Raw genomic sequence first — 19,447 nt, 5'->3', positions numbered from 1 at the left:
AATTGTTAATTGAAACTTTTTTATTTATCTGTTAAACTTGTATATGTTTGAAGTTTATTTCTTAAGTATTATTACATTGTTAGTCTTAAAAACCTATAATCATCTGGAGGATGCCTATGAATGTTAGCAGTCCCAAAAACATCAGAAATGTAGCCTTTATTTCCCATGGTGGTGCCGGAAAAACCAGTCTTGTTGAAACTATTCTTTTCAACGCAAAAGCTACCAATAGAATTGGTAGTGTGGATAATGGCACCACTATAATGGACTTTGATCCTGTAGAAATAGAAAAGAAAATTTCAATCAACGCTAAAGTTGCAACTATCGAATGGAAAAAACATTTATTAAACATTTTAGATACACCTGGTTATGCAAATTTCCTCCACGAAACTAAAGTAGCACTTTCAGCTGTAGGTGGCGCTGTAGTAATTGCTAGTGCAATCACAGGCGTTAAAGCAGAAACCGAAAGGGTATGGAAATTTGCAGAAGAATTTGATCTCGCAAAAATAATCTTTGTTAACAAAATGGATAAAGAAAGAGCTGACTTTTTTAGAGCCTTAGGCGATATAGAGCAGTCTTTTGGCGTCACTCCACTTCCAATATTTTTGCCCATTGGTAAAGAAAATTCATTCAAAGGTATTGTGGACCTTGTAAAAATGAAGGCTTATATTTATCCTGATGAGCCTACCGCAGAATTTAAAGAAGCTGAAATTCCAGCTGAAATGATGGATGAAGTAGAAAATTACAGGACAAAACTGGTGGAAGCTGTGAGTGAAACGGATGACGAACTAATAGAGAAATACCTTGAAGGAGAAGAATTAACAGAAGAGGAAATCAAAAAAGGTTTAAGAGAAGGAACAATTGCTAAAAGATTTATTCCTGTTTTATGCGGTTCTGCTGTAAAAAATATTGGCAGCAAATTTTTATTAGAAGCCATTATTGACTACCTTCCATCTCCACTCGAAAGAGAATATAAAATTGCCATTGATGAAAAAACAGGCGAAGAAGTGCCAGTAAGGCCAGAAGATGAAAATTTCATGGCATTTGTTTTTAAAACATTTATTGATCCATTTGCTGGTAAATTAACTATTTTTAGAGTTTATTCTGGAGAACTTACTACCGATTCAGAAATATATAACTCTAACAAAGGAGAATATGAAAAAGTTAATCAACTCTATTTACTTCAAGGTAAAAATTTTATAAAAACAGACAAATTAATTGCTGGTCAAATTGCCATGATTAATAAACTGAAATATACAACAACATTTGACACACTTTGTGGGAAAAAATGCACTCTTAAATTCAAACCTGTAGAAGTGCCAGAACCTGTCATCTCTTTTTCATTACAGCCAAAATCTAAAGATGATGAGGATAAAGTAAGTAATGGTCTTCATAGATTAATGGAAGAAGATATTGGTATCAGAGTTGGAAGGGATGAGCAAACAAATGAACTATTATTAAGCGGTATGGGACAAATGCATATAGAAGTGGTCGTTGAAAAACTGAAAGAAAAATTCAAAGTGGATGTAGAGTTAAAAACACCAAAAGTACCTTATAAAGAGACTATAAAATTCAGTGCAAAAGGACAAGGAAAATATAAGAAACAGACTGGTGGTAGAGGACAATATGGTGATGTATGGATAGAATTGCAACCTTTAGAAAGAGGTGCAGGATTTGAATTTGAAGATAAAATTGTAGGTGGTGTAGTACCAAAACAGTACATCCCAGCAGTAGAAAAAGGGATACGTGAAGCAGCTCAAGAAGGGATTCTTGCTGGTTACCCAATGGTAGATTTCAAAGCAATCCTATATGATGGTTCATACCACTCCGTAGACTCTTCAGAACTTGCCTTTAAAATTGCAGCATCCATGGCATTTAAAAAAGTGGCATTGGAAGCTAAACCTGTTCTTCTAGAGCCAATTATGAATATTGATGTTTTTGTACCGGAAGATGCTGTGGGAACCGTTTTAGGTGATTTAAATGCTAGAAGGGGGCGTATTATCAATGTAGAGCCACAAATAACTGGACAGCATATTAGAGCACAGGTACCTATGGCAGAAATATTGAAATATGCTCCTGATTTAAGAAGTATGACCGGGGGTAGAGGTATGTTTACCATGGAATTTAGCCACTACGAAGAAGTACCAACCCATATAGCTGAAAAAATAATTGCACAGGCTAAAGCTGAAAAAGAGAAAGAATAAGTTGCAAATGACAAAAATAAATCTGCTCAAATATTTTGATAAATCCTTTTCTGAGATTTATCAAATTGAGCATGGGGAAATCGAAGAAACACCTTCAAAGAAGTCACCAAAAAGGGTCAGAATCCATCTTCTGACCCTTTCTTATTTATTAGCATTTATATTGCTCATCTTGGCAGGATTCTTTACATATAAACTTTTTCACAAACCAAATAAAACAATTACACAAAAACCAATAAAAACCGAAACACCAACTCAAATAAAAACAGATAAAAAAACTGTAAAACCCTCTGAAAAGAAATATGTAAAAATAGCAGAAATAAAAATTTTAGATGAAACAAATAATGGCATTACTCCAAAACAACAACCTGACCTTTCTAAGAAAAATGAAATAAAACACAAAACAAATACCCATAAACCCTCAAAACCTTCTACCAATAATGAAGTTAAAAAAGAAAAACCCAAAAAGATAACTTATTATTATAAATTAACTTTTTATAAAGTAGATTCTACTAATTTTAATAAACTCAAATCTTTTGCTCAAAAATACAATCTCCACCTAAAACAATTAAAAAAATACAAAGTTATAAAAACTATCTGGAGAGTGTATGCCATTTCGCCAGGCGCATCCCAATATATTGCAGGTAAACCTGTGAAATATCTCAAATATTTTGGAAATAAAAATAAAGCAATTCAATATGTAAAAAGCAAAAAATTAAAAGCAGTAATAAAGAAGGATAAAATCATTTATTATTTATACGATTTAAGTTTGTATCCCTTAAAAGATGTAAATATGATTGCAAAACTCAAAAAAAGTTTAAAACTAAAAAATATCAAAACCACAAAAATATTAAATAATACCAAATAATAATTAAAGTCATTACACTTTAACCTTTAAATAAACAAAGAATCCCATAAAATAGTTTTATACCTTTATAAAACCGTATCTTTATTTATTACTCAATATTCAACATTTATAACTCTTAACACTATATTCAATATTTTTTAACCATACCCCTTGAAATTTTTTCAAATATCACTTATTGTTAACGCCTGTAAAAACTATTGTGGAGGATAAAATGAAAAAGCTTTTAAGTATTATATTGTTAGGGATGTTATTAATTTTGCCAAATTTTGTTTATGCAAAAGTAATCAAAGTTGGTATTACTCAGATTGTTGAGCATCCTGCCCTTGATGCATGTAGAAAGGGGATAATCGATAAGCTTAAAGAACTTGGATATATTGAAGGGAAAAACATAGAATACGACATTCAGATTGCTCAGGGTAATATCGCTACAGCTAACCAGATTGCAAAAAAGTTTGTGGGGGACAAGAAAGATATCATTATCGCAATTGCAACACCTACTGCACTTGCTGTAGCAAATGCTACAAAGAAAATTCCGATTGTAATTTCAGCTATAACTGACCCTGTTGGTGCAAAACTTGTAAAATCATTAGAAAGACCCGGCACCAACGTAACCGGAACAACAGACATGAGTCCTGTCAAAGAACAGTTAAACCTTTTCAATGAACTAAATATTAAAGTAAAAAATATTGGAGTAATTTATAACGCAGGAGAAGCAAACAGTAGAACACTCGTAAAACTCACAAAAAAATACTCAAAGGAATACGGTTGGAATGTGGTAGAAGCTACTGTTACTAACAGTAGTGGCGTTCTTATGGCTGCCAAATCTCTTGTTGGAAGAGTAGATGGTATATACATCCCTACTGACAACACTGTGGTTTCTGCCCTTGAAGCCGTGCTTCAAGTAGCTTATGATAATAAAATCCCTGTAATAACAGGAGATACTGACTCAGTGGAAAGAGGGGCTTTAGCTTCCTTAGGTATGAATTATTATAAACTCGGTCTGCAAACTGGTGAAATTGTTTATAAAATTATTCACGGTGCAAATCCAGCAACAACCCCTGTTGAAACTTTAAAAGACTTAGAACTTTTCATTAACTTAAAAGCAGCCAAAAAAATGGGTGTTAATGTCCCTGAAGAAATGATAAAAAAAGCTACAAAGGTTATAAAATAGAAAATGAGTTTTTACGCGTTTTTAGGTGCAATTGAACAGGGGGTTGTTTTTGCTATAATGGCTCTGGGGGTATATCTTACCTTCAGAGTCCTTGACTTTCCTGATCTATCAGTGGATGGAACATTTCCTTTAGGAGCTGCTGTTTCAGCCACTTTAATTGTCAAAGGTGTAAACCCTTATATTTCCGTAGTGGTGGCTACTTTTGCCGGAGCAGTTGCCGGAGCTATTACAGCTTTATTAAATACAAAATTGAAAATTCTGCACCTTTTAGCAGGCATTCTAACAATGATTGCTCTCTACTCCATAAATTTGAGGATTATGGGACAACCAACCATAGCTCTTTTGGGATACGATACAATCTTCACCCCTTTTGAAAATATGTTCGGTCTAGAAAAATATATTTTAACCCCTATTATATTTTCAATTATCCTTGCCATAATCACGGCAATACTTATTTGGTTTTTACACACCGATATGGGACTTGCTATGAGAGCTACTGGAGATAATCCTAAAATGGTAAAAGCACAAGGAGCTAACACCGACAGAATGGTTCTTTTTGGTGTTGCAACTTCCAACGCTTTAGTAGCACTGTCAGGAGCTCTTGTAGCACAAAGTCAAGGTTCTGCTGATGTAAATATGGGAATAGGTACTATTGTGGCAGGTCTTGCTTCTGTTATTTTAGGTGAGGCTATAATTGAAGACAGAACTGTTTTAAGGGCTATCTTTGCTGTTATTATAGGATCACTTCTTTACAGGTTTGCCATAGCAATTGCCCTAAGCTTTAGAATCGGCTCATTTCAAATGAGTCCTTCCGACCTTAACCTTATTACAGCAATTTTAGTAACAATAGCATTAGTCTTCCCTGGAATAAGAAAAAAGATGGGTATTAAAATATGATTGAATTAAAAAATGTGACAAAAATATTTCACAAAGGAACAGTAAACGAAAACCTCGCCATCAATAATATTTCCTTAAAAATAAACAAAGGAGATTTCGTTACGGTTATCGGAAGTAATGGAGCAGGTAAATCAACACTGTTAAACCTCATTGCAGGTTACCTCTTTCCGGACGAAGGCTCCATTATAATTGATGGTGAAGATGTTACTAAAATTAGTGATTATAAAAGAGCGTATTATATCGGTAAGGTATTTCAGGATCCTTTAAGTGGAACTGCAGCTTCTCTTACCATAGAAGAAAATCTTGCTATTGCCAAAAAAAGAGGACAGAAACGCTGGTTTTCAAAAGGAGTAAAAAATAAAGATAGAGAATTTTTTAAAGAAAGACTAAAAATTTTGGGGCTAGGTCTTGAAAACAGGCTTAAAGATCGTGTTGGTTTGCTTTCAGGTGGACAAAGACAATCTCTTACACTTCTTATGGCTACACTCGTAAAACCAAAAATACTTTTGTTAGATGAACACACAGCTGCATTAGACCCAAAAACAGCTACAAAAATTATTGAGCTAACCGAGTACTTTATAAAAGAATACAATTTAACAGCTATGATGGTCACTCACAATATGAGGCAAGCATTAAAACTTGGAAATAGAACCATTATGATGGATAAAGGTGAAGTGATATTGGATATTTCAGGTGAAGAGCGTAAAAAACTTGATGTGAAAGACCTTATTGATATGTTCAGCAAAGTCAGAGGCGAAGGAATCTCTGATGATAAAATGTTATTAATATAAATTAAACAAGGTAGGGACTACAAATGTAGTCCCACCTAAATTCAACATATTTAAATATTAAATAAATCGGTACTCAGATATCTTTCCCCCGTATCAGCCACTATAAACACTATATTCTTTCCTTTATTTTCTTTTAAACTTGCCAATTTAAAAGCCGCTGCAAAATTTGCCCCAGATGAGATACCTGCCATTATCCCTTCTTCTTTAAAAAGTCTTCTTGCAAATTCTATCGCCTCTTCATCTTCTATAGAAACCACTTCATCCACCACATTCAAGTCTAAGTTCTTTGGAATAAAACCAGCACCAATCCCCTGAATTTTATGAGGTGCAGGAGTAAAATCACTTTTTTCCAGAAAACTTTTAATTGCAGGACTTTTTGCAGGTTCCACAGCCACACTTTTTACAGGTTTAAAAGAAACTCGTTTTAAAAATCTTGAAACACCAGAAATGGTTCCGCCCGTCCCAACACCTGCTACAAAAATATCTACATTTCCATTAAGTGCATAAAATATTTCTGGCCCCGTAGTTGCCTCATGAATTTTTGGGTTTGCCGGATTTTCAAACTGAGATGGGGTAAAATATCTATCAGGCTCATTTTTCACAAGTTCATCCACTTTATCAATGGCTCCTTTCATCCCTTTTTCTGCTGGGGTCAAAATGAGCTCAGCTCCGTACATCTTCATTATAGCCCTTCTTTCCACACTCATGGATTCAGGCATAGCAAGCTTTACCTTAAACCCAAGAGATGCCCCTACCATAGCAAGAGCAATCCCAGTGTTTCCACTTGTAGGCTCAATTATTTCCATTCCTTCTTTCAATTTTCCCTTTTGAATGGCATCCATTATCATTGAATATCCAATCCTATCTTTCACAGAAAAAGCTGGATTTCTGCTCTCTACCTTTGCAAACAATCTACCTTCAAGACTTTTATTTACTCTTTTTAACTCAACAAGTGGTGTATTACCCACTGTAAAAAAATATCTATCAAAATATTTCATAATACTACTCCTTTCAAATTTTTGATAACGCCTGATCTAAATCCTCTATAATATCTTCCACATTTTCAATCCCTACAGACAATCTAATGAAATCATCTGTAACTCCTGTGGCCAGTCTCTGCTCAGGAGTTAATTGCTGGTGCGTGGTACTTGCAGGATGTATCACAAGAGATCTTGCATCCCCTATATTTGCAAGGTGTGATATCATCTTCACAGAATTGATAAATTTAATCCCTGCTTCATATCCACCTTTTACACCAAAACCTATGATAGCACCAAAATTCCCTTTCAAATACTTCTTTGCATTCTCATGATCTTCATGACTTTCAAGTCCAGGATAATTTACCCAGCTAACCTTTGGATGATTTTCGAGAAATTTCGCAACTTCAACTGCATTTTCACAATGTTTTTTCATTCTTAAAGGTAAAGTTTCCAGCCCTTCAATTATCATAAATGCATTAAATGGGCTTATACATGCACCCATATCCCTTAAAAGCTGTAATCGTATTTTAATAACAAATGAAATGCCTTTAGCCACAGCTTTATCATGATTTCCAAAAGTATCCCAGTAAACCAATCCATGGTAAGACTCATCTGGATTTGTAAACTCTGGAAATTTTCCATTCGCCCAGTTAAAATCCCCTTTCTCTACAATAGCTCCACCAATACTTGTTCCATTACCTGTCATAAATTTTGTAAGAGAGTAGACAACAATATCTGCACCATATTCAAAGGGGTTAAAAATGTAAGGAGCAACAGTATTATCCACAATTAAGGGCACACCTAATTCGTGAGCATACTCTGCAATTTTTTCGAAATCGTTCACATTGTTTTTAGGATTCCCAATACTCTCGAGATAAAATGCCTTTGTATTTTCATCAGCTGCTTTTTTAAAATTCTCAGGATCTGACGAATCCACGAATCTCACTTCCCTACCCAGCTTTTTCAAAGTATAATTAAAAAGATTAAATGTCCCCCCATATAGGTATGAACCAGATACAATATTATCTCCCAATCCTGTGATATTCAGTATCGCATAACTTATAGCAGCCTGACCAGAAGATACTGCAAGAGCAGCGGTACCACCATGAAGTGCCGCAAGACGTTGTTCAAGGACATCTTGGGTCGGATTCATAAGCCTTGTATAGATGTTTCCAAATTCTTTCAGCGCAAAAAGATTTGCAGCATGCTCAGTACTCTTAAAAACATAAGATGTCGTTTGATAAATAGGGACAGCTCTTGCACCTGTGTTATCAGGTGTATAACCGTGATGTAACAGTAAACTTTCAACTCTTTTCATTTCTTCCTCCTGCACTTATATTATAAAGTTTAAACTTCCATATATTTTTTCTGCCTTATTCAATATATCCTTTAACGTAACATTTTTTAGTATTGAGAGAATCTCCTCATTTAGCTCATCGAAAATTCTCAACATATCACAACCCTGGCTATCTATAAATTTCTTGCAATCAAATATAACCAACTCCCTTTCTGTTATGTTAATTATATCATAAAGAGAAATTTCTTCAGGTTGCTTTACAAGGAAAAATCCACCATGAGCCCCCTTTTTGGAATCAACAAGGCCATGGATTTTTAACTCTGAAAGCGTGAGTTCAAGAAATCTACGAGGGATTCCATATTTTTTAGCAATAGTTGCCCCTTTTAAATATTCATTTTCCCGCCTTGCTAGCTCAATCAGAGCAACAATAGCATAAATGGTTTTTGAAGTTACATTCATAACAAGCTCCTTTCAAAGGTATAATAGATAAAACTGATTAAACTGTCAACACAAAAATCATGTTTTTTATGTTTTTAATTTCACCTTGCATAACATAAATTATTTTATTATTAATATTTTTATGAATAAAAAAGACGCTTTACGTTTTTTTAAAAATGTCTTTCTTTCTACAGCAGATGACGAAATTATTGAAAAACTCACATATATTTCATCCATTAAAAAAATTTCAAAAAAAGAAATACTTTTTATGGAAGAGGAAAAAGGCTCAAATGTTTATTTTTTAGTTTCTGGAGCAATAAAACTTTATAAAACAAATGATGAAGGGAAAACAGTCATAATACATCTTGTCAAACCAGGTGATATATTTGCTGAAATTCTATTGTATCTTAAAAAAACTTATCCAGTAACTGCTGAAGCATTAGAAGATTCTACCGTACTTGCTATAGATGCTGAAAAACTATTCGACCAGTTGAAAGCAAATCCTGATTTCTCAATGAAATTAATAGGAGCTTTGGCAAAAAGAATAAAAGAACTTTTAAGCAAAATAGAAAACCTCACCCTCGATGATGTAAAAAAACGGTTTTTAAACTACATTTACACTCTAAGCAAACAGAAAAAAACAGACACCATTACACTTCCAGCTCCAAAAGGTGATATAGCACTTATGCTTGGTATTAGAGCCGAAACATTTTCAAGATTATTAAAAAAATTACAGGATGAAGGCATCATCTTTATTGACGGGAAAAACATCAAAATCTTAAAAGAAGTAAATTAATCATTCATAATAATACGGCCGATTATAAAATCTTAAAGATTACATAAATTATTGGAAGTATGTAGACCATAAACTTAACCACCCTCTCCCATCTACCCACCATTTTCTTCCTAACAAAAAGGATATACACCAAAGGAAGAAAAATCGTAAAACCTCTAAACCCCATCGATAAAAAACTCCAATCCAATATCTTAGAGCCAGCACCAAAAATAACAATCACAAAAGCACAAACAATAACAAAAAATGTAGCCATTCTCATACCAATAAGAGAATCTACTTTTTTTACCAAATCATTAAACATGTTTGTTGAAACACCAAGTGTTAAGCCAGCAGCTGTGCCTAAAACTATTATAAGCAGTGACGCATTCAACACTGCTGCCATAAATTTTGGAAAATAAATCTCTATAAAATATGGAAGTGCCTTTGCGCTCAAATCACTTACCTCAGGATGATAAACCCTCAGATACAACCCAATAGCAACGCCAATAAATCCTATAGGAGGAATTAAAGCAGCACTAATAAAAGCACCCTGTCTTGCTTCTTTTACGCTCCTTGCTGAAAAGATTGCCTGAAGATACGTTTGCGTCGATATAACACCAATAATCATAGATAACAAATCCATTACACCTCTTTTATACCCATAATCTTGAAACCAAAACCAATGTCTACCAGACGGTAACCCATCAAAAACCGACTTTAAAAAATTACTCTTTAACAAAACAATCAAAAACGAAAGAATCATCATAGAATACAGAATTACTATCTTAAATCTTCCAATAACAGCAGAACTTATAATTCCCCCGCTCACAATCATTATTATTAATAAGATAAATGTAACGAACAAACTTATTTGAAATGAAAAGCCAAAAACGGCAGATATTATTGCCCCTGCCGCAAGAAATTGAGCAACTATATGTATAAACATCCCAAATGAACTCAAAAAGCTTGTATATCTTCTTACACCATCACCAAAATACCTACCAATATATTCTGAAACAGTAACAACCTCACTCTCCCTTAGAGGTTTTGAAAAAAATAACCCTAATAACAAACAAGCAATCCCACTCCCTAATGTAAATAAGCATGCAGGAATCCCGTAGATAAAAGCCATCTGCACAGTCCCTACAGTTGAAGCTCCCCCTACAAGAGTTCCTATTATCAATGCCGAAACATCTATACTACTAAAAGACCTTCCCCCCAGAGAAAAATCATTTTTCGATTTTACTTTTTTTGAATATTTAACAGAATAAAAAGAAATAACAATTAATGTAAAAATAAACAAAATTTTATATAGCAGCATTACTAACAAATTTCCCTACATTTTGCTTCAAAAACCTTTAAATCTTTATCAGAAAAGAGACACATAACAACTATTTTTATACTCTTAGCTTCTTTCTCACAAAAATCTTTAACAGCCTTTAAAATAATCTCAGCTGCTTCATCTAATGGGTATCCGAAAATGCCGGTAGAGATAGCAGGCAATGCAATTGATGAGATACCTTTTTCTTCTCCCTTTTTCAGCGAATTATACACAGCATTATAAAGATTCTTTTCCGGTTCTGGATCAATCCCATATCTTGGACCTACTGCATGAACAACATATTTTGCATACAATTTCCCGCCATTAGTCACAACTGCATCCCCAAGAGGACAATAACCTATTTTATCACATTCTTGCTGTATTTTCTCTCCGCCAGCCTTTCTAATTGCACCTGCTACACCTCCACCCATTTTTAATGCAGAATTTGCCGCATTTACAATTGCATCTACTTTTTCCTTTGTAATATCACCCTGTTTTATTATTATCAAAACTTCATTCACTTTTCTTTCCACCCCGACACCTCCACTTATGATTTTAACAAATAATACAAAATACCACCTGATAAATATTACTAACACAAACTATTAGTTTAATAAATAGAAAATTTTATGCACTTCTAATTGATTTTAATGCTTGACTTTTTAGAAATATTGTTCTAATTTTTATACAATTAGGGATGCTTATGAAAATAGGTTTAATTCAGAATTATGTAAAACTTGGAGATATTGAAAATAATAAAAGCTTATTTTTCAGTGAAATAGCAGCTCTACTAAAAGAGTCACCTGACTTTATTATTTTACCTGAGATGTGGTTAACAGGTTTTGATTATGAAAACATTTTTAAATTCTCAGAAAATACCTTTAATATTATAAAAGAGTTACAAAATATTCTTTCTGATGATACACTGATTGTTTCATCTCTACCTGAACAATCCAATTCTAAAGTTTTCAATACAATTTTTGTGTTTAATAAATCTAAAATCATTGCTAAATATAGAAAAAATTTCCTTTTTTCTCCATTAAGAGAAGATATCTATTTTGAAAAGGGTAATGATATAACTGTATTTGAAAATAAAGGAACAAAAATTGGACTACATACTTGCTATGAAATTAGATTCCCAGAACTTTTTAGATTATCAACGTATAATGGAGCTGAGCTTTTCTTTGTACCAGCAATCTGGCCCGCAGGAAAAAAGCATCATTGGCTCACTTTAATCAAAGCAAGAGCCATTGAAAACCAAGCGTTTATAGTAGGTTGTAATGCAAACAAAATAAGCACAAAGAACAAAGAAGTAGCTTGTGGATACTCCGTCGTAATAGATCCTTGGGGGAATGAGGTTTTTATCGCTGATGAAGAACCCTTAAGCACAACTGTTTCATTAGATATGTCAAAGGTAAAAGAGGTACGAGATACTATACCTAGCCTAAAAGATGCAATGGAAGTTTTCGAAATAAACAAAAAACCCTACAAAGGGTAAAAGGAGGAGTAATATGTCTGAATTGGAAAAACGTATACGCAAGAAAAGTCTTCTTTCAAGAGTTATGAAACCTGAGGATACTATTAAGTTTTTCAAAGAAGCGGGAGCCGGGGAGAAGGTGCTTGATCTTGGATGGTCAGGTTTTACTCCTGTTGGTTATCCAAAAGTAGTGCCAATTGCTCTCGCTGACTACGTAGAACAAAATGGACTTCAAGGGAAATGGAAATTCAATCTTTTCATAGTCGCATCTGTTGGGGTAGAGACAGAGGACAGATGGGCTCAACTTGATATGATTGACAGAAGATGGCCTTATCAAACAGGTAAAAACATTCAAAAGGCAATCAATGCCGGAAAAATTCGCTTTGGTTCAAAACACCTTTCAATGTTTGCTCAAGACCTTAAATATGGATTTTATACAAAAGATAGAGGCGGTAAACTTGACTTCGCACTAATCGAAGCATCTGCAATCACAGAGGATGGTGGAATCGTACTTGCTGGTTCTGTTGGTTCTGCACCAGAAATTATTGATATTGCAGATAAAATAATCGTAGAGATTAATACTGGTGTCCCAAGTTTTGAAGGTATGCATGATATTCTTTCCACTGATTTACCTCCATACAGAAAACCTTACCTCATAACAAAAGTTAATGATAGAATTGGTTACACTTATGTTCCATGTGACCATGATAAAATTATAGCAATTGTCGAATCAAAAATGCCTGATAACGGCCGCGCTCTTACACCTCCAGATGAGCTTTCAAAGACAATCGCCGGCCACATTATGGAATTCTTTAAACATGAAGTTAAAATGGGAAGACTTCCTAAAAACCTTCTTCCACTCCAATCTGGTGTTGGTAATATTGCTAATGCTATTGTAGGTGGGTTTGTGGATGGTGACTTTGAAAACCTTATGGTTTGGACTGAAGTTCTTCAGGATACAATGCTTGACCTTTTTGATACAGGAAAACTCAGCTTCGCATCTGCAACATCATTATCTCTATCAAACGACGGATTTAAGAGATTCTTTGATAAATTTGAGGAATATAAGTCAAAAATAGTTTTAAGACCTCAGCAAATTTCTAATAACCCAGAACTTATTAGAAGATTAGGTTGTATTGGTATGAATACACCTGTCGAGTTTGATATTTATGCCCATGCTAACTCCGAATGTGTTGCAGGTGTAAGGATGATCAACGGGCTAGGTGGTTCTGGCGATTTTGAAAGAAATGCTTACCTGTCAATTATGCACGCACCATCATGCCGTGCGACAAAAACTGATGAATTCGGTATATCAACAGTAGTACCAAAAGCATCTCACATTGACCATACAGAGCATGACATTGATGTACTTGTTACAGAGCAAGGGCTTGCAGACCTCAGAGGACTCGCACCAAAAGACAGAGCTCGCGAGATCATCAATAAATGTGCTCACCCTGCTTATAAAGATTATCTTCTTGATTATCTTGAAAGAGCAGAAAAGCAAACAGGTTATGCTCATGAGCCACATCTGCTTGATGAATGCTTCAAAATGCATATAAGTCTTCAGCAAAATGGCACCATGAGATTCTGGGAAGTTAAATAATTTATCACTTAATCGAAAAAGCCTGACACACAAGTGTCGGGCTTTTTTTACATAAAATTGTAAGGATCAATATCTATCTTCATTAAAATATTTCCCTTCTTAAAGGAATGGAATTTTTCCAATGCTATTTTACAAGCATTGTGTAACTCTTTCAAAGTGTTTGATTTAATAATACACTGATATCTAAATTTATTTCTTATTTTAAAAATAGGTGCTTTTGCAGGCCCTAAAACTTGCACATCCAGTTCGTTTTTTATAACATTAGTTACTTCAAATGCTGTTATTTCGCATCTTTCCTTATTGGAATGCTCAAAAAGAATTCTACATAATTTTTTATAAGGGGGATAACCATAAGCTTCTCTTTTTGATAGTTCAAAATTATAAAAGGAATTCGTATCATTTAAAAAATTAAAAAAAGGATTTTCAGTGTTGAAGGTTTGAATCAAAATTTTTCCTGGCTTATCAAACCTCCCTGCCCTTCCACCTACCTGATGTACAAGCTGATAACACCGCTCAAAACTTCTAAAATCAGGCATAGACAATAACCTGTCCACATCCACAATGCCTACCAATGTAACATCTTTAAAATTAAACCCTTTGGCAATAATCTGTGTCCCAAGGAGAATTTGATATTCTTTGTTTTCAAATAACTTCAATTTCTTCTCAAGAGCAGTATGTGATGTGATTTCACTTGTATCAAGCTTTAAGACTGAAACATTAAAAAGCTCCTCCACCACCTTCTGCACATGTTCTATTCCATAACTGTATTCATATAAAGAATCTGAACCACAAGCAGGACAAATATAATTGTCAAAGGATTCTCCACAATAATGACAAACAAACTTTCTTTGTCTTTGATAAAATGTTAGCCCTACTGTGCAGTTAGGACACATAACATGTGAACCACAATCATTGCAAATCATGTTATGGGCATAACCCTTTTTATTTAAAAAAAGAATAACTTGCTCACCTCTTTTCAGCCGCTCTCCAATCTCATCGCAAAGCTTTAAAGATAGAACCTTCCCAATCATTTCATCTTTGTTTAATTTTACAACCTCAATTAATGGCATAAAACTATTATTATATCTCTCACCGAGGTGATAATAATTATACTTACCTATTCTACAATTATAAAAAGACTCCACGGAAGGTGTTGCAGAACCTAAAATTATAGGAATGTTCAATTGTTTAGCATAAAGAACAGCCATATCTCTTAAATGCATATATGGAGATTCATCCTGCTTTAAAGTATTCTCATGTTCCTCATCCACAATTATCAAACCTATATTATCTGCTGGTATAAAAAGAGCACTCCTTGTACCAAGAAGAATATTAGAGTAACCAAGAGCAAATCGCCAAAAAATTTCTTGTCGCTTTTTAAAAGCTAATTTACTGTGATAAACATCTACATTAAAACCAAGTCTCTCGCTAATACGTTTTGTAAGTTGCGACGTCAGAGCTATCTCTGGCAATAGATAAAGAACCTGCTTCCCTTCTGATATGATTTTTTCAATCAACTTAATATAAATTTCAGTTTTTCCACTTCCTGTTACACCGTGAATATAATGTACATCAAACTTGCTGATTTTTTTAACTATACCATTGAAAATTTCCTGTTGTTTTTCATTTAATACGAAGGATTTTTTATTAATAATTTTTTGCTCATTTTTTATTTCTATATCAGAAAAGAAAATTTTCTTTGAAATTAAACTGTTTAAAACAACGCCAACATCATTACAATAATATCTTGCAATAGAAAATATTAGCTTTATGAAATTATCATTTATTTTAAAATCATCGTCTAAAACTTCTAAAATATCTTTATAAGAGATATTCTCATTAGGAATATCATCATCCAAAACAATTCCATACTCCACTCTATTACGCAAACTAACCTTAACTCTCTTTCCTCTAGGAATGAAGATTTCAGATCTATAAGTTAAAATTCCATTTTTAGGAATAGGTAATAATACTTTATAATAATTATAATGTGCACTCATAATAACCTCATAAAAATCTTAAATTATCCACAACTTGAAATCAACAGTGAATTCACATTTATCTTCATACATTGACATAAAAAATAAAATAATCTAGAATTAAAGAAAATTTCATGGAGGTGTATTTATATGAAGAAAGTATCTGTGGTATTAGCTATTCTTGCGTTTGCTGTAACAGTTATTGCAGGACAAGGCCCTGAAGTAATTGATTTATCAAAATCATTTAATGTTCCTAAGACAACAAAAAAAGCAGTTAAGTTTCCTCACTGGTTCCATCAGACAAAAAACGAATGTACAGAATGTCACCTCAGTGCTGATGGAGGCAAAGACTTAAAAAGCGCAAAAACAGGAAAAAAACTTACTGCTGGTGTTGTAAAGGGCACTGCTAACAAAGTTCATAAAGAATTTTGCTGGCCATGCCACAAGGCTAAAAAAGTTCCAAAAGGTAAATCTTGTAATAAATGTCACAAGTAAGAGGCTAAAGCCTCTTACTCTTTAACAGATTTTAACACTTTATCAATATTTGATAATTGTGTTTCTATATTTTTATCGTTCACCCATTTATTTGCTTCTCTTAAAAATTCTACAGCTGACTTTAAATATTCTTTATTTCCCTCTTCATTATATTTTTTAATAGACTTTATGGCTCTTAACACAATATTTGCACAGAAACTTCTTATCTGCCTTGCTTTATCAATTTTCACAGCAAGACGCATTATAAAAGCAACAAAAATAACAAAGGGTATCCAATAATATAATTTAAAAGGTAATGTTATCAAAATAAACAGTAAAGCTGCAACAAGTGTAGCACTAAAAGCCACAGCTAATCCAGGTGCACCTATAAAATAAACAGGAACATTCTTTCCATCTTCATACTTGTAATATCTAAAAGGACTGAAACTACCACCCCTATTGTATCTTTTTTCAATTTTCAATGCTAATTCTTCCAACTCTTTAACTATCTCTACCTTTTCCATATTACCTCTTTATTAAATTTTTATTAACAATCATAACCATCATTATGTATCTTATCAGTTCAATATTCGATGGCACTGAAACTGCATTCTTGCAAATAAGTTTTTAAAGTCATAAGAGTAGTAGGAGTTATAAAGGTTATAAAGGTTATAAAGGTAAAATATACCCCAACTATAACACCTTTAATACCCATACTACTTACTACCCTTAATACAATTAGTTCTGAGTTTTCCTACCCCAGTAAACAAATTTTATTTCTCCAACATCATTTCATTGCATATATTTTCGATTCATCTATCATATATATTATGATTTACATTTTATTAGTGTTCTTACTATCTTCAACCAACCTCTTTGCTGAAAATCTTGTTTTAAAAATTAAAAACCAATTTAATATTCCCGAAAATTATATAGTAAATAGTTTAAAAAAAGCAAGTATAGATGAGAAAAGCTTAACCCTCATAAAAATGCCAAAAGAAAATCTACCATTTAATCAATACAAGAAACTACTTCTTACAAAAAAAAGAATAGTAGAAGGTAAAAAGTTCTTAAAAAAATATAATTCATGGTTAGTAAAAAGCGAAAAAATTTTTAAGGTTGATAAAAACATTATCACTGCAATAATTGGTATAGAATCTTTTTATGGGAAACATAGATTTAATCATAAAACTCTCAATGTACTATATACTCTCTCCACCTATTTTAAAAAAAGAGCCGATTATTTTACTAACGAATTGGGAAATTTTTTAAGTTTCTGCTTTAAGAATAAGTTGCATGTTGAATCAATATTATCATCCTATGCTGGCGCCATAGGAATTCCTCAATTCATGCCATCAAATGTTATAAAATATGGAATTGATTTTAATAAAAATGGTAAAATTGATATTATCAAAGAAATCCCTGATGCCATAGGAAGCGTGGCTAACTATCTACATAAATTTGGATGGAATTATAAAAAGCCAACTGCTATAAAGGTTAACAACGCAAAGAAATCTCTCTTAAATAGGTGGATGACTGTTAAAATCTTAAAACGAAAAGGAGTTAGTTTTCCATTTCAACTTAAACCAAACTATAAAGCCAAAATCATCAAAATTGATAACAGTTATTGGGCAGTATTTAATAATTTTTATGTTTTGAGAAAGTATAACCCAAGTAATAATTATGTTTTAACAGTGCTTATCCTTTCTAAAAAGATAAGGTGAGATGGCCTGTAAGCCGGATTCTGTATCCGCCTTAGGCGGATGGTGGTCATTCCTCTGGGCCTATCGTTGCCGATAGGCTCTAGCGGCTTACCCGTGAGCATCGGGCGGGCCACCCTCAAACGCTCACCTATTTAGCCTTGCACCGGGTAGGGTTTGCCGTGCCTCCATCTGTCACCAGATGGAGCGGTGGGCTCTTACCCCACCTTTTCACCCTTACCGAGCACCTAAAACAAAAATGTTTTAGGTACTCGGCGGTCTCTTTTCTGTGGCACTTTCCCTGCCTCACGACAGGTCGGCGTTACCGACTACCCTGCCCTGTGGTGTCCGGACTTTCCTCTCCACCAAAAGGTGGAGCGACCACCCGGCCATCTCACCAATTAAAAATATACCTTTCAATTAATTTGTTCAACCCAAAAACAATGCTTTGAGTTAAAAAAACATTCTACACATTTTGGATATTTTTTGCAAAATCTTTTACAATGCTCAACAATCAATGCATGAAAATTTTTATAAAGCTTTACATCTCCTCTGAAATGTTTATGAACATGCTCTTGACATTCATCATAATTTGAAAATTTTCCAATACCTAACCTTTCAAAAAGCTTTAATGTGTATGCATCTACAACAAAAATCTTAAAATCAAGAGCATAAAGCAAAATTGAATCGGCTGTTTCTTTCCCAATCCCCTTCAAAGTAAGCAATTTTTCTCTCGCTTCTTTCAAACCACATTTTTTTAAATTAAGAATATCACCTTTAAGTTCCTTTATGATAAACTCACTGAGAATTTTTAATCTTTCACACTTCTGATTATAAAATCCTGCAGGTCTTATTAATTCCTTTAAATAATTTTCATCACTTTCAAAAATCCCATAAGGATTTAGCAAATCAGCTTCTTTTAAGTTTTTAATTGCTTTTTCTACATTATTCCAGTTTGTATTTTGCGTAAGTATAGCACCAACAGCCACTTCAAAAGGAGTATCTGCAGGCCACCATTTCAAATCGCCATAATTGTGAAACAGTAATTCATACAATCTATTTAACACCACTTGAACTTTTCCCCTCTTTTGATAAATTAAATGTATGTTTGACTTATCACAGCTTATAAATGAAATCAACGAGTTAAAATCAGAAACATATCTTAATTACTCAAAAAAAGTAGAAATTGCACACAAAATGTTAATTTCTGAAAAAAATAAATCGATAAGACTTAAAAATATAAGAAAAAAAGTTGAATTGAAATTACCAAATGCAAGCTATAAAAAGAAAAAAGTTCTCAAAGCCTTAATACCAAGGTTAGATAGAAAAATCTCCATAAGTAATAAAAAAATAATTCAACTTAACAATATCTTCCACAAATACTTAGATGAATTTAAAAAACACAGAGAAATATTAGGGCTGACTGATCATTCCTTCTTAAACGAATTCTATAAAGATTAATCAGAAAATACCGATAT

The 19,447-nt window shown here is 33.3% G+C and carries 19 protein-coding genes and 1 other RNA gene; 11 read left to right on the top strand and 9 right to left on the bottom strand.

Going from position 1 to position 19,447, the window contains the following annotated elements; translation table 11 throughout:
• The first annotated feature begins 116 nt into the window (after positions 1–116).
• The 5 genes from fusA to FHQ18_RS06215 all read left to right on the top strand — a co-directional run bounded on the left by fusA (position 117) and on the right by FHQ18_RS06215 (position 5,925).
• Positions 117–2,201 (top strand): elongation factor G, encoded by a 2,085-nt coding sequence (gene fusA, locus FHQ18_RS06235; RefSeq protein ID WP_149266307.1) that lies wholly within the window; start codon positions 117–119, stop codon positions 2,199–2,201.
• A gap of 7 nt (positions 2,202–2,208) precedes the next feature.
• The gene (locus FHQ18_RS06230) at positions 2,209–3,066 is read left to right on the top strand and encodes a hypothetical protein (protein ID WP_149266306.1); all 858 of its coding nucleotides are present in this window, start codon (positions 2,209–2,211) and stop codon (positions 3,064–3,066) included.
• Between the two features lie 211 nt (positions 3,067–3,277).
• Positions 3,278–4,237: an ABC transporter substrate-binding protein gene (locus FHQ18_RS06225; RefSeq protein ID WP_149266305.1), complete on the top strand. Its 960-nt coding sequence runs from the start codon at positions 3,278–3,280 to the stop codon at positions 4,235–4,237.
• A gap of 3 nt (positions 4,238–4,240) precedes the next feature.
• Entirely contained in the window at positions 4,241–5,134 is an 894-nt protein-coding gene (locus FHQ18_RS06220) for an ABC transporter permease (protein WP_149266304.1), read from the top strand.
• On the top strand, positions 5,131–5,925 hold the full coding sequence (locus tag FHQ18_RS06215; protein ID WP_149266303.1) for an ABC transporter ATP-binding protein: 795 nt from the start codon (positions 5,131–5,133) through the stop codon (positions 5,923–5,925). The genes FHQ18_RS06220 and FHQ18_RS06215 overlap by 4 nt, the downstream gene beginning before the upstream one ends.
• A gap of 50 nt (positions 5,926–5,975) precedes the next feature.
• Here the strand turns inward: FHQ18_RS06215 and cysK are convergent, their stop codons facing one another.
• Genes cysK through FHQ18_RS06200 form a run of 3 tightly spaced genes read right to left on the bottom strand, consistent with a single transcriptional unit; the run spans position 5,976 to position 8,661 of the window.
• A complete protein-coding gene (cysK, locus tag FHQ18_RS06210) occupies positions 5,976–6,923 on the bottom strand; it encodes a cysteine synthase A (protein ID WP_149266302.1) in 948 nt (315 codons plus the stop codon).
• Between the two features lie 13 nt (positions 6,924–6,936).
• On the bottom strand, positions 6,937–8,223 hold the full coding sequence (locus FHQ18_RS06205) for an O-acetylhomoserine aminocarboxypropyltransferase/cysteine synthase family protein (protein ID WP_149266301.1): 1,287 nt from the start codon (positions 8,221–8,223) through the stop codon (positions 6,937–6,939).
• A 15-nt stretch (positions 8,224–8,238) separates the two neighbouring features.
• On the bottom strand, positions 8,239–8,661 hold the full coding sequence (locus tag FHQ18_RS06200) for an RrF2 family transcriptional regulator (protein WP_149266300.1): 423 nt from the start codon (positions 8,659–8,661) through the stop codon (positions 8,239–8,241).
• Positions 8,662–8,782: 121 nt separating this feature from the next.
• On the opposite strand from FHQ18_RS06200, the gene FHQ18_RS06195 reads away from it, so the two are divergent.
• On the top strand, positions 8,783–9,436 hold the full coding sequence (locus tag FHQ18_RS06195) for a Crp/Fnr family transcriptional regulator (protein WP_149266299.1): 654 nt from the start codon (positions 8,783–8,785) through the stop codon (positions 9,434–9,436).
• A gap of 22 nt (positions 9,437–9,458) precedes the next feature.
• Here FHQ18_RS06195 and FHQ18_RS06190 read toward each other — a convergent pair whose 3' ends face one another.
• The gene (locus tag FHQ18_RS06190; RefSeq protein WP_149266298.1) at positions 9,459–10,736 is read right to left on the bottom strand and encodes a sodium:solute symporter family protein; all 1,278 of its coding nucleotides are present in this window, start codon (positions 10,734–10,736) and stop codon (positions 9,459–9,461) included.
• A gap of 2 nt (positions 10,737–10,738) precedes the next feature.
• Positions 10,739–11,269 (bottom strand): macro domain-containing protein, encoded by a 531-nt coding sequence (locus tag FHQ18_RS06185; RefSeq protein ID WP_149266297.1) that lies wholly within the window; start codon positions 11,267–11,269, stop codon positions 10,739–10,741.
• 170 nt (positions 11,270–11,439) lie between these two features.
• On the opposite strand from FHQ18_RS06185, the gene FHQ18_RS06180 reads away from it, so the two are divergent.
• Both FHQ18_RS06180 and scpC read left to right on the top strand, forming a co-directional pair.
• Entirely contained in the window at positions 11,440–12,234 is a 795-nt protein-coding gene (locus tag FHQ18_RS06180; RefSeq protein ID WP_188020358.1) for a nitrilase-related carbon-nitrogen hydrolase, read from the top strand.
• A 13-nt stretch (positions 12,235–12,247) separates the two neighbouring features.
• Positions 12,248–13,816, top strand: coding sequence for a succinyl-CoA:acetate CoA-transferase ScpC (scpC, locus tag FHQ18_RS06175; protein ID WP_149266295.1), 1,569 nt, complete (start codon positions 12,248–12,250; stop codon positions 13,814–13,816).
• Between the two features lie 47 nt (positions 13,817–13,863).
• On the opposite strand, the gene priA is transcribed toward scpC, so the two are convergent.
• Positions 13,864–15,816: a replication restart helicase PriA gene (priA, locus tag FHQ18_RS06170; protein WP_149266294.1), complete on the bottom strand. Its 1,953-nt coding sequence runs from the start codon at positions 15,814–15,816 to the stop codon at positions 13,864–13,866.
• A 129-nt stretch (positions 15,817–15,945) separates the two neighbouring features.
• On the opposite strand from priA, the gene FHQ18_RS06165 reads away from it, so the two are divergent.
• Positions 15,946–16,290, top strand: a complete 345-nt coding sequence (locus tag FHQ18_RS06165; protein ID WP_149266293.1) for a cytochrome c3 family protein — start codon at positions 15,946–15,948, stop codon at positions 16,288–16,290.
• 14 nt (positions 16,291–16,304) lie between these two features.
• Here FHQ18_RS06165 and FHQ18_RS06160 read toward each other — a convergent pair whose 3' ends face one another.
• A complete protein-coding gene (locus tag FHQ18_RS06160) occupies positions 16,305–16,793 on the bottom strand; it encodes a hypothetical protein (RefSeq protein ID WP_149266292.1) in 489 nt (162 codons plus the stop codon).
• Between the two features lie 306 nt (positions 16,794–17,099).
• Here FHQ18_RS06160 and FHQ18_RS06155 point away from each other — a divergent pair, with 306 nt between their 5' ends.
• The gene (locus FHQ18_RS06155) at positions 17,100–17,993 is read left to right on the top strand and encodes a lytic murein transglycosylase (protein WP_149266291.1); all 894 of its coding nucleotides are present in this window, start codon (positions 17,100–17,102) and stop codon (positions 17,991–17,993) included.
• Here the strand turns inward: FHQ18_RS06155 and rnpB are convergent.
• Both rnpB and FHQ18_RS06145 read right to left on the bottom strand, forming a co-directional pair.
• Positions 17,987–18,366, bottom strand: an RNA gene (rnpB, locus tag FHQ18_RS06150) — RNase P RNA component class A. The genes FHQ18_RS06155 and rnpB overlap by 7 nt on opposite strands.
• 19 nt (positions 18,367–18,385) lie before the next feature.
• The gene (locus FHQ18_RS06145; RefSeq protein ID WP_149266290.1) at positions 18,386–19,036 is read right to left on the bottom strand and encodes an endonuclease III domain-containing protein; all 651 of its coding nucleotides are present in this window, start codon (positions 19,034–19,036) and stop codon (positions 18,386–18,388) included.
• A gap of 37 nt (positions 19,037–19,073) precedes the next feature.
• On the opposite strand from FHQ18_RS06145, the gene FHQ18_RS06140 reads away from it, so the two are divergent.
• On the top strand, positions 19,074–19,430 hold the full coding sequence (locus FHQ18_RS06140; protein WP_149266289.1) for a hypothetical protein: 357 nt from the start codon (positions 19,074–19,076) through the stop codon (positions 19,428–19,430).
• The last annotated feature ends 17 nt before the right edge of the window (positions 19,431–19,447 follow it).

Origin of the sequence: Deferribacter autotrophicus, from assembly GCF_008362905.1 — a bacterium.
In the GTDB taxonomy this organism is placed as follows: Bacteria; Chrysiogenota; Deferribacteres; order Deferribacterales; family Deferribacteraceae; genus Deferribacter; species Deferribacter autotrophicus.
Note: the sequence above shows the minus strand (reverse complement) of the source record. Positions and strands in the feature narration are given on the sequence as shown.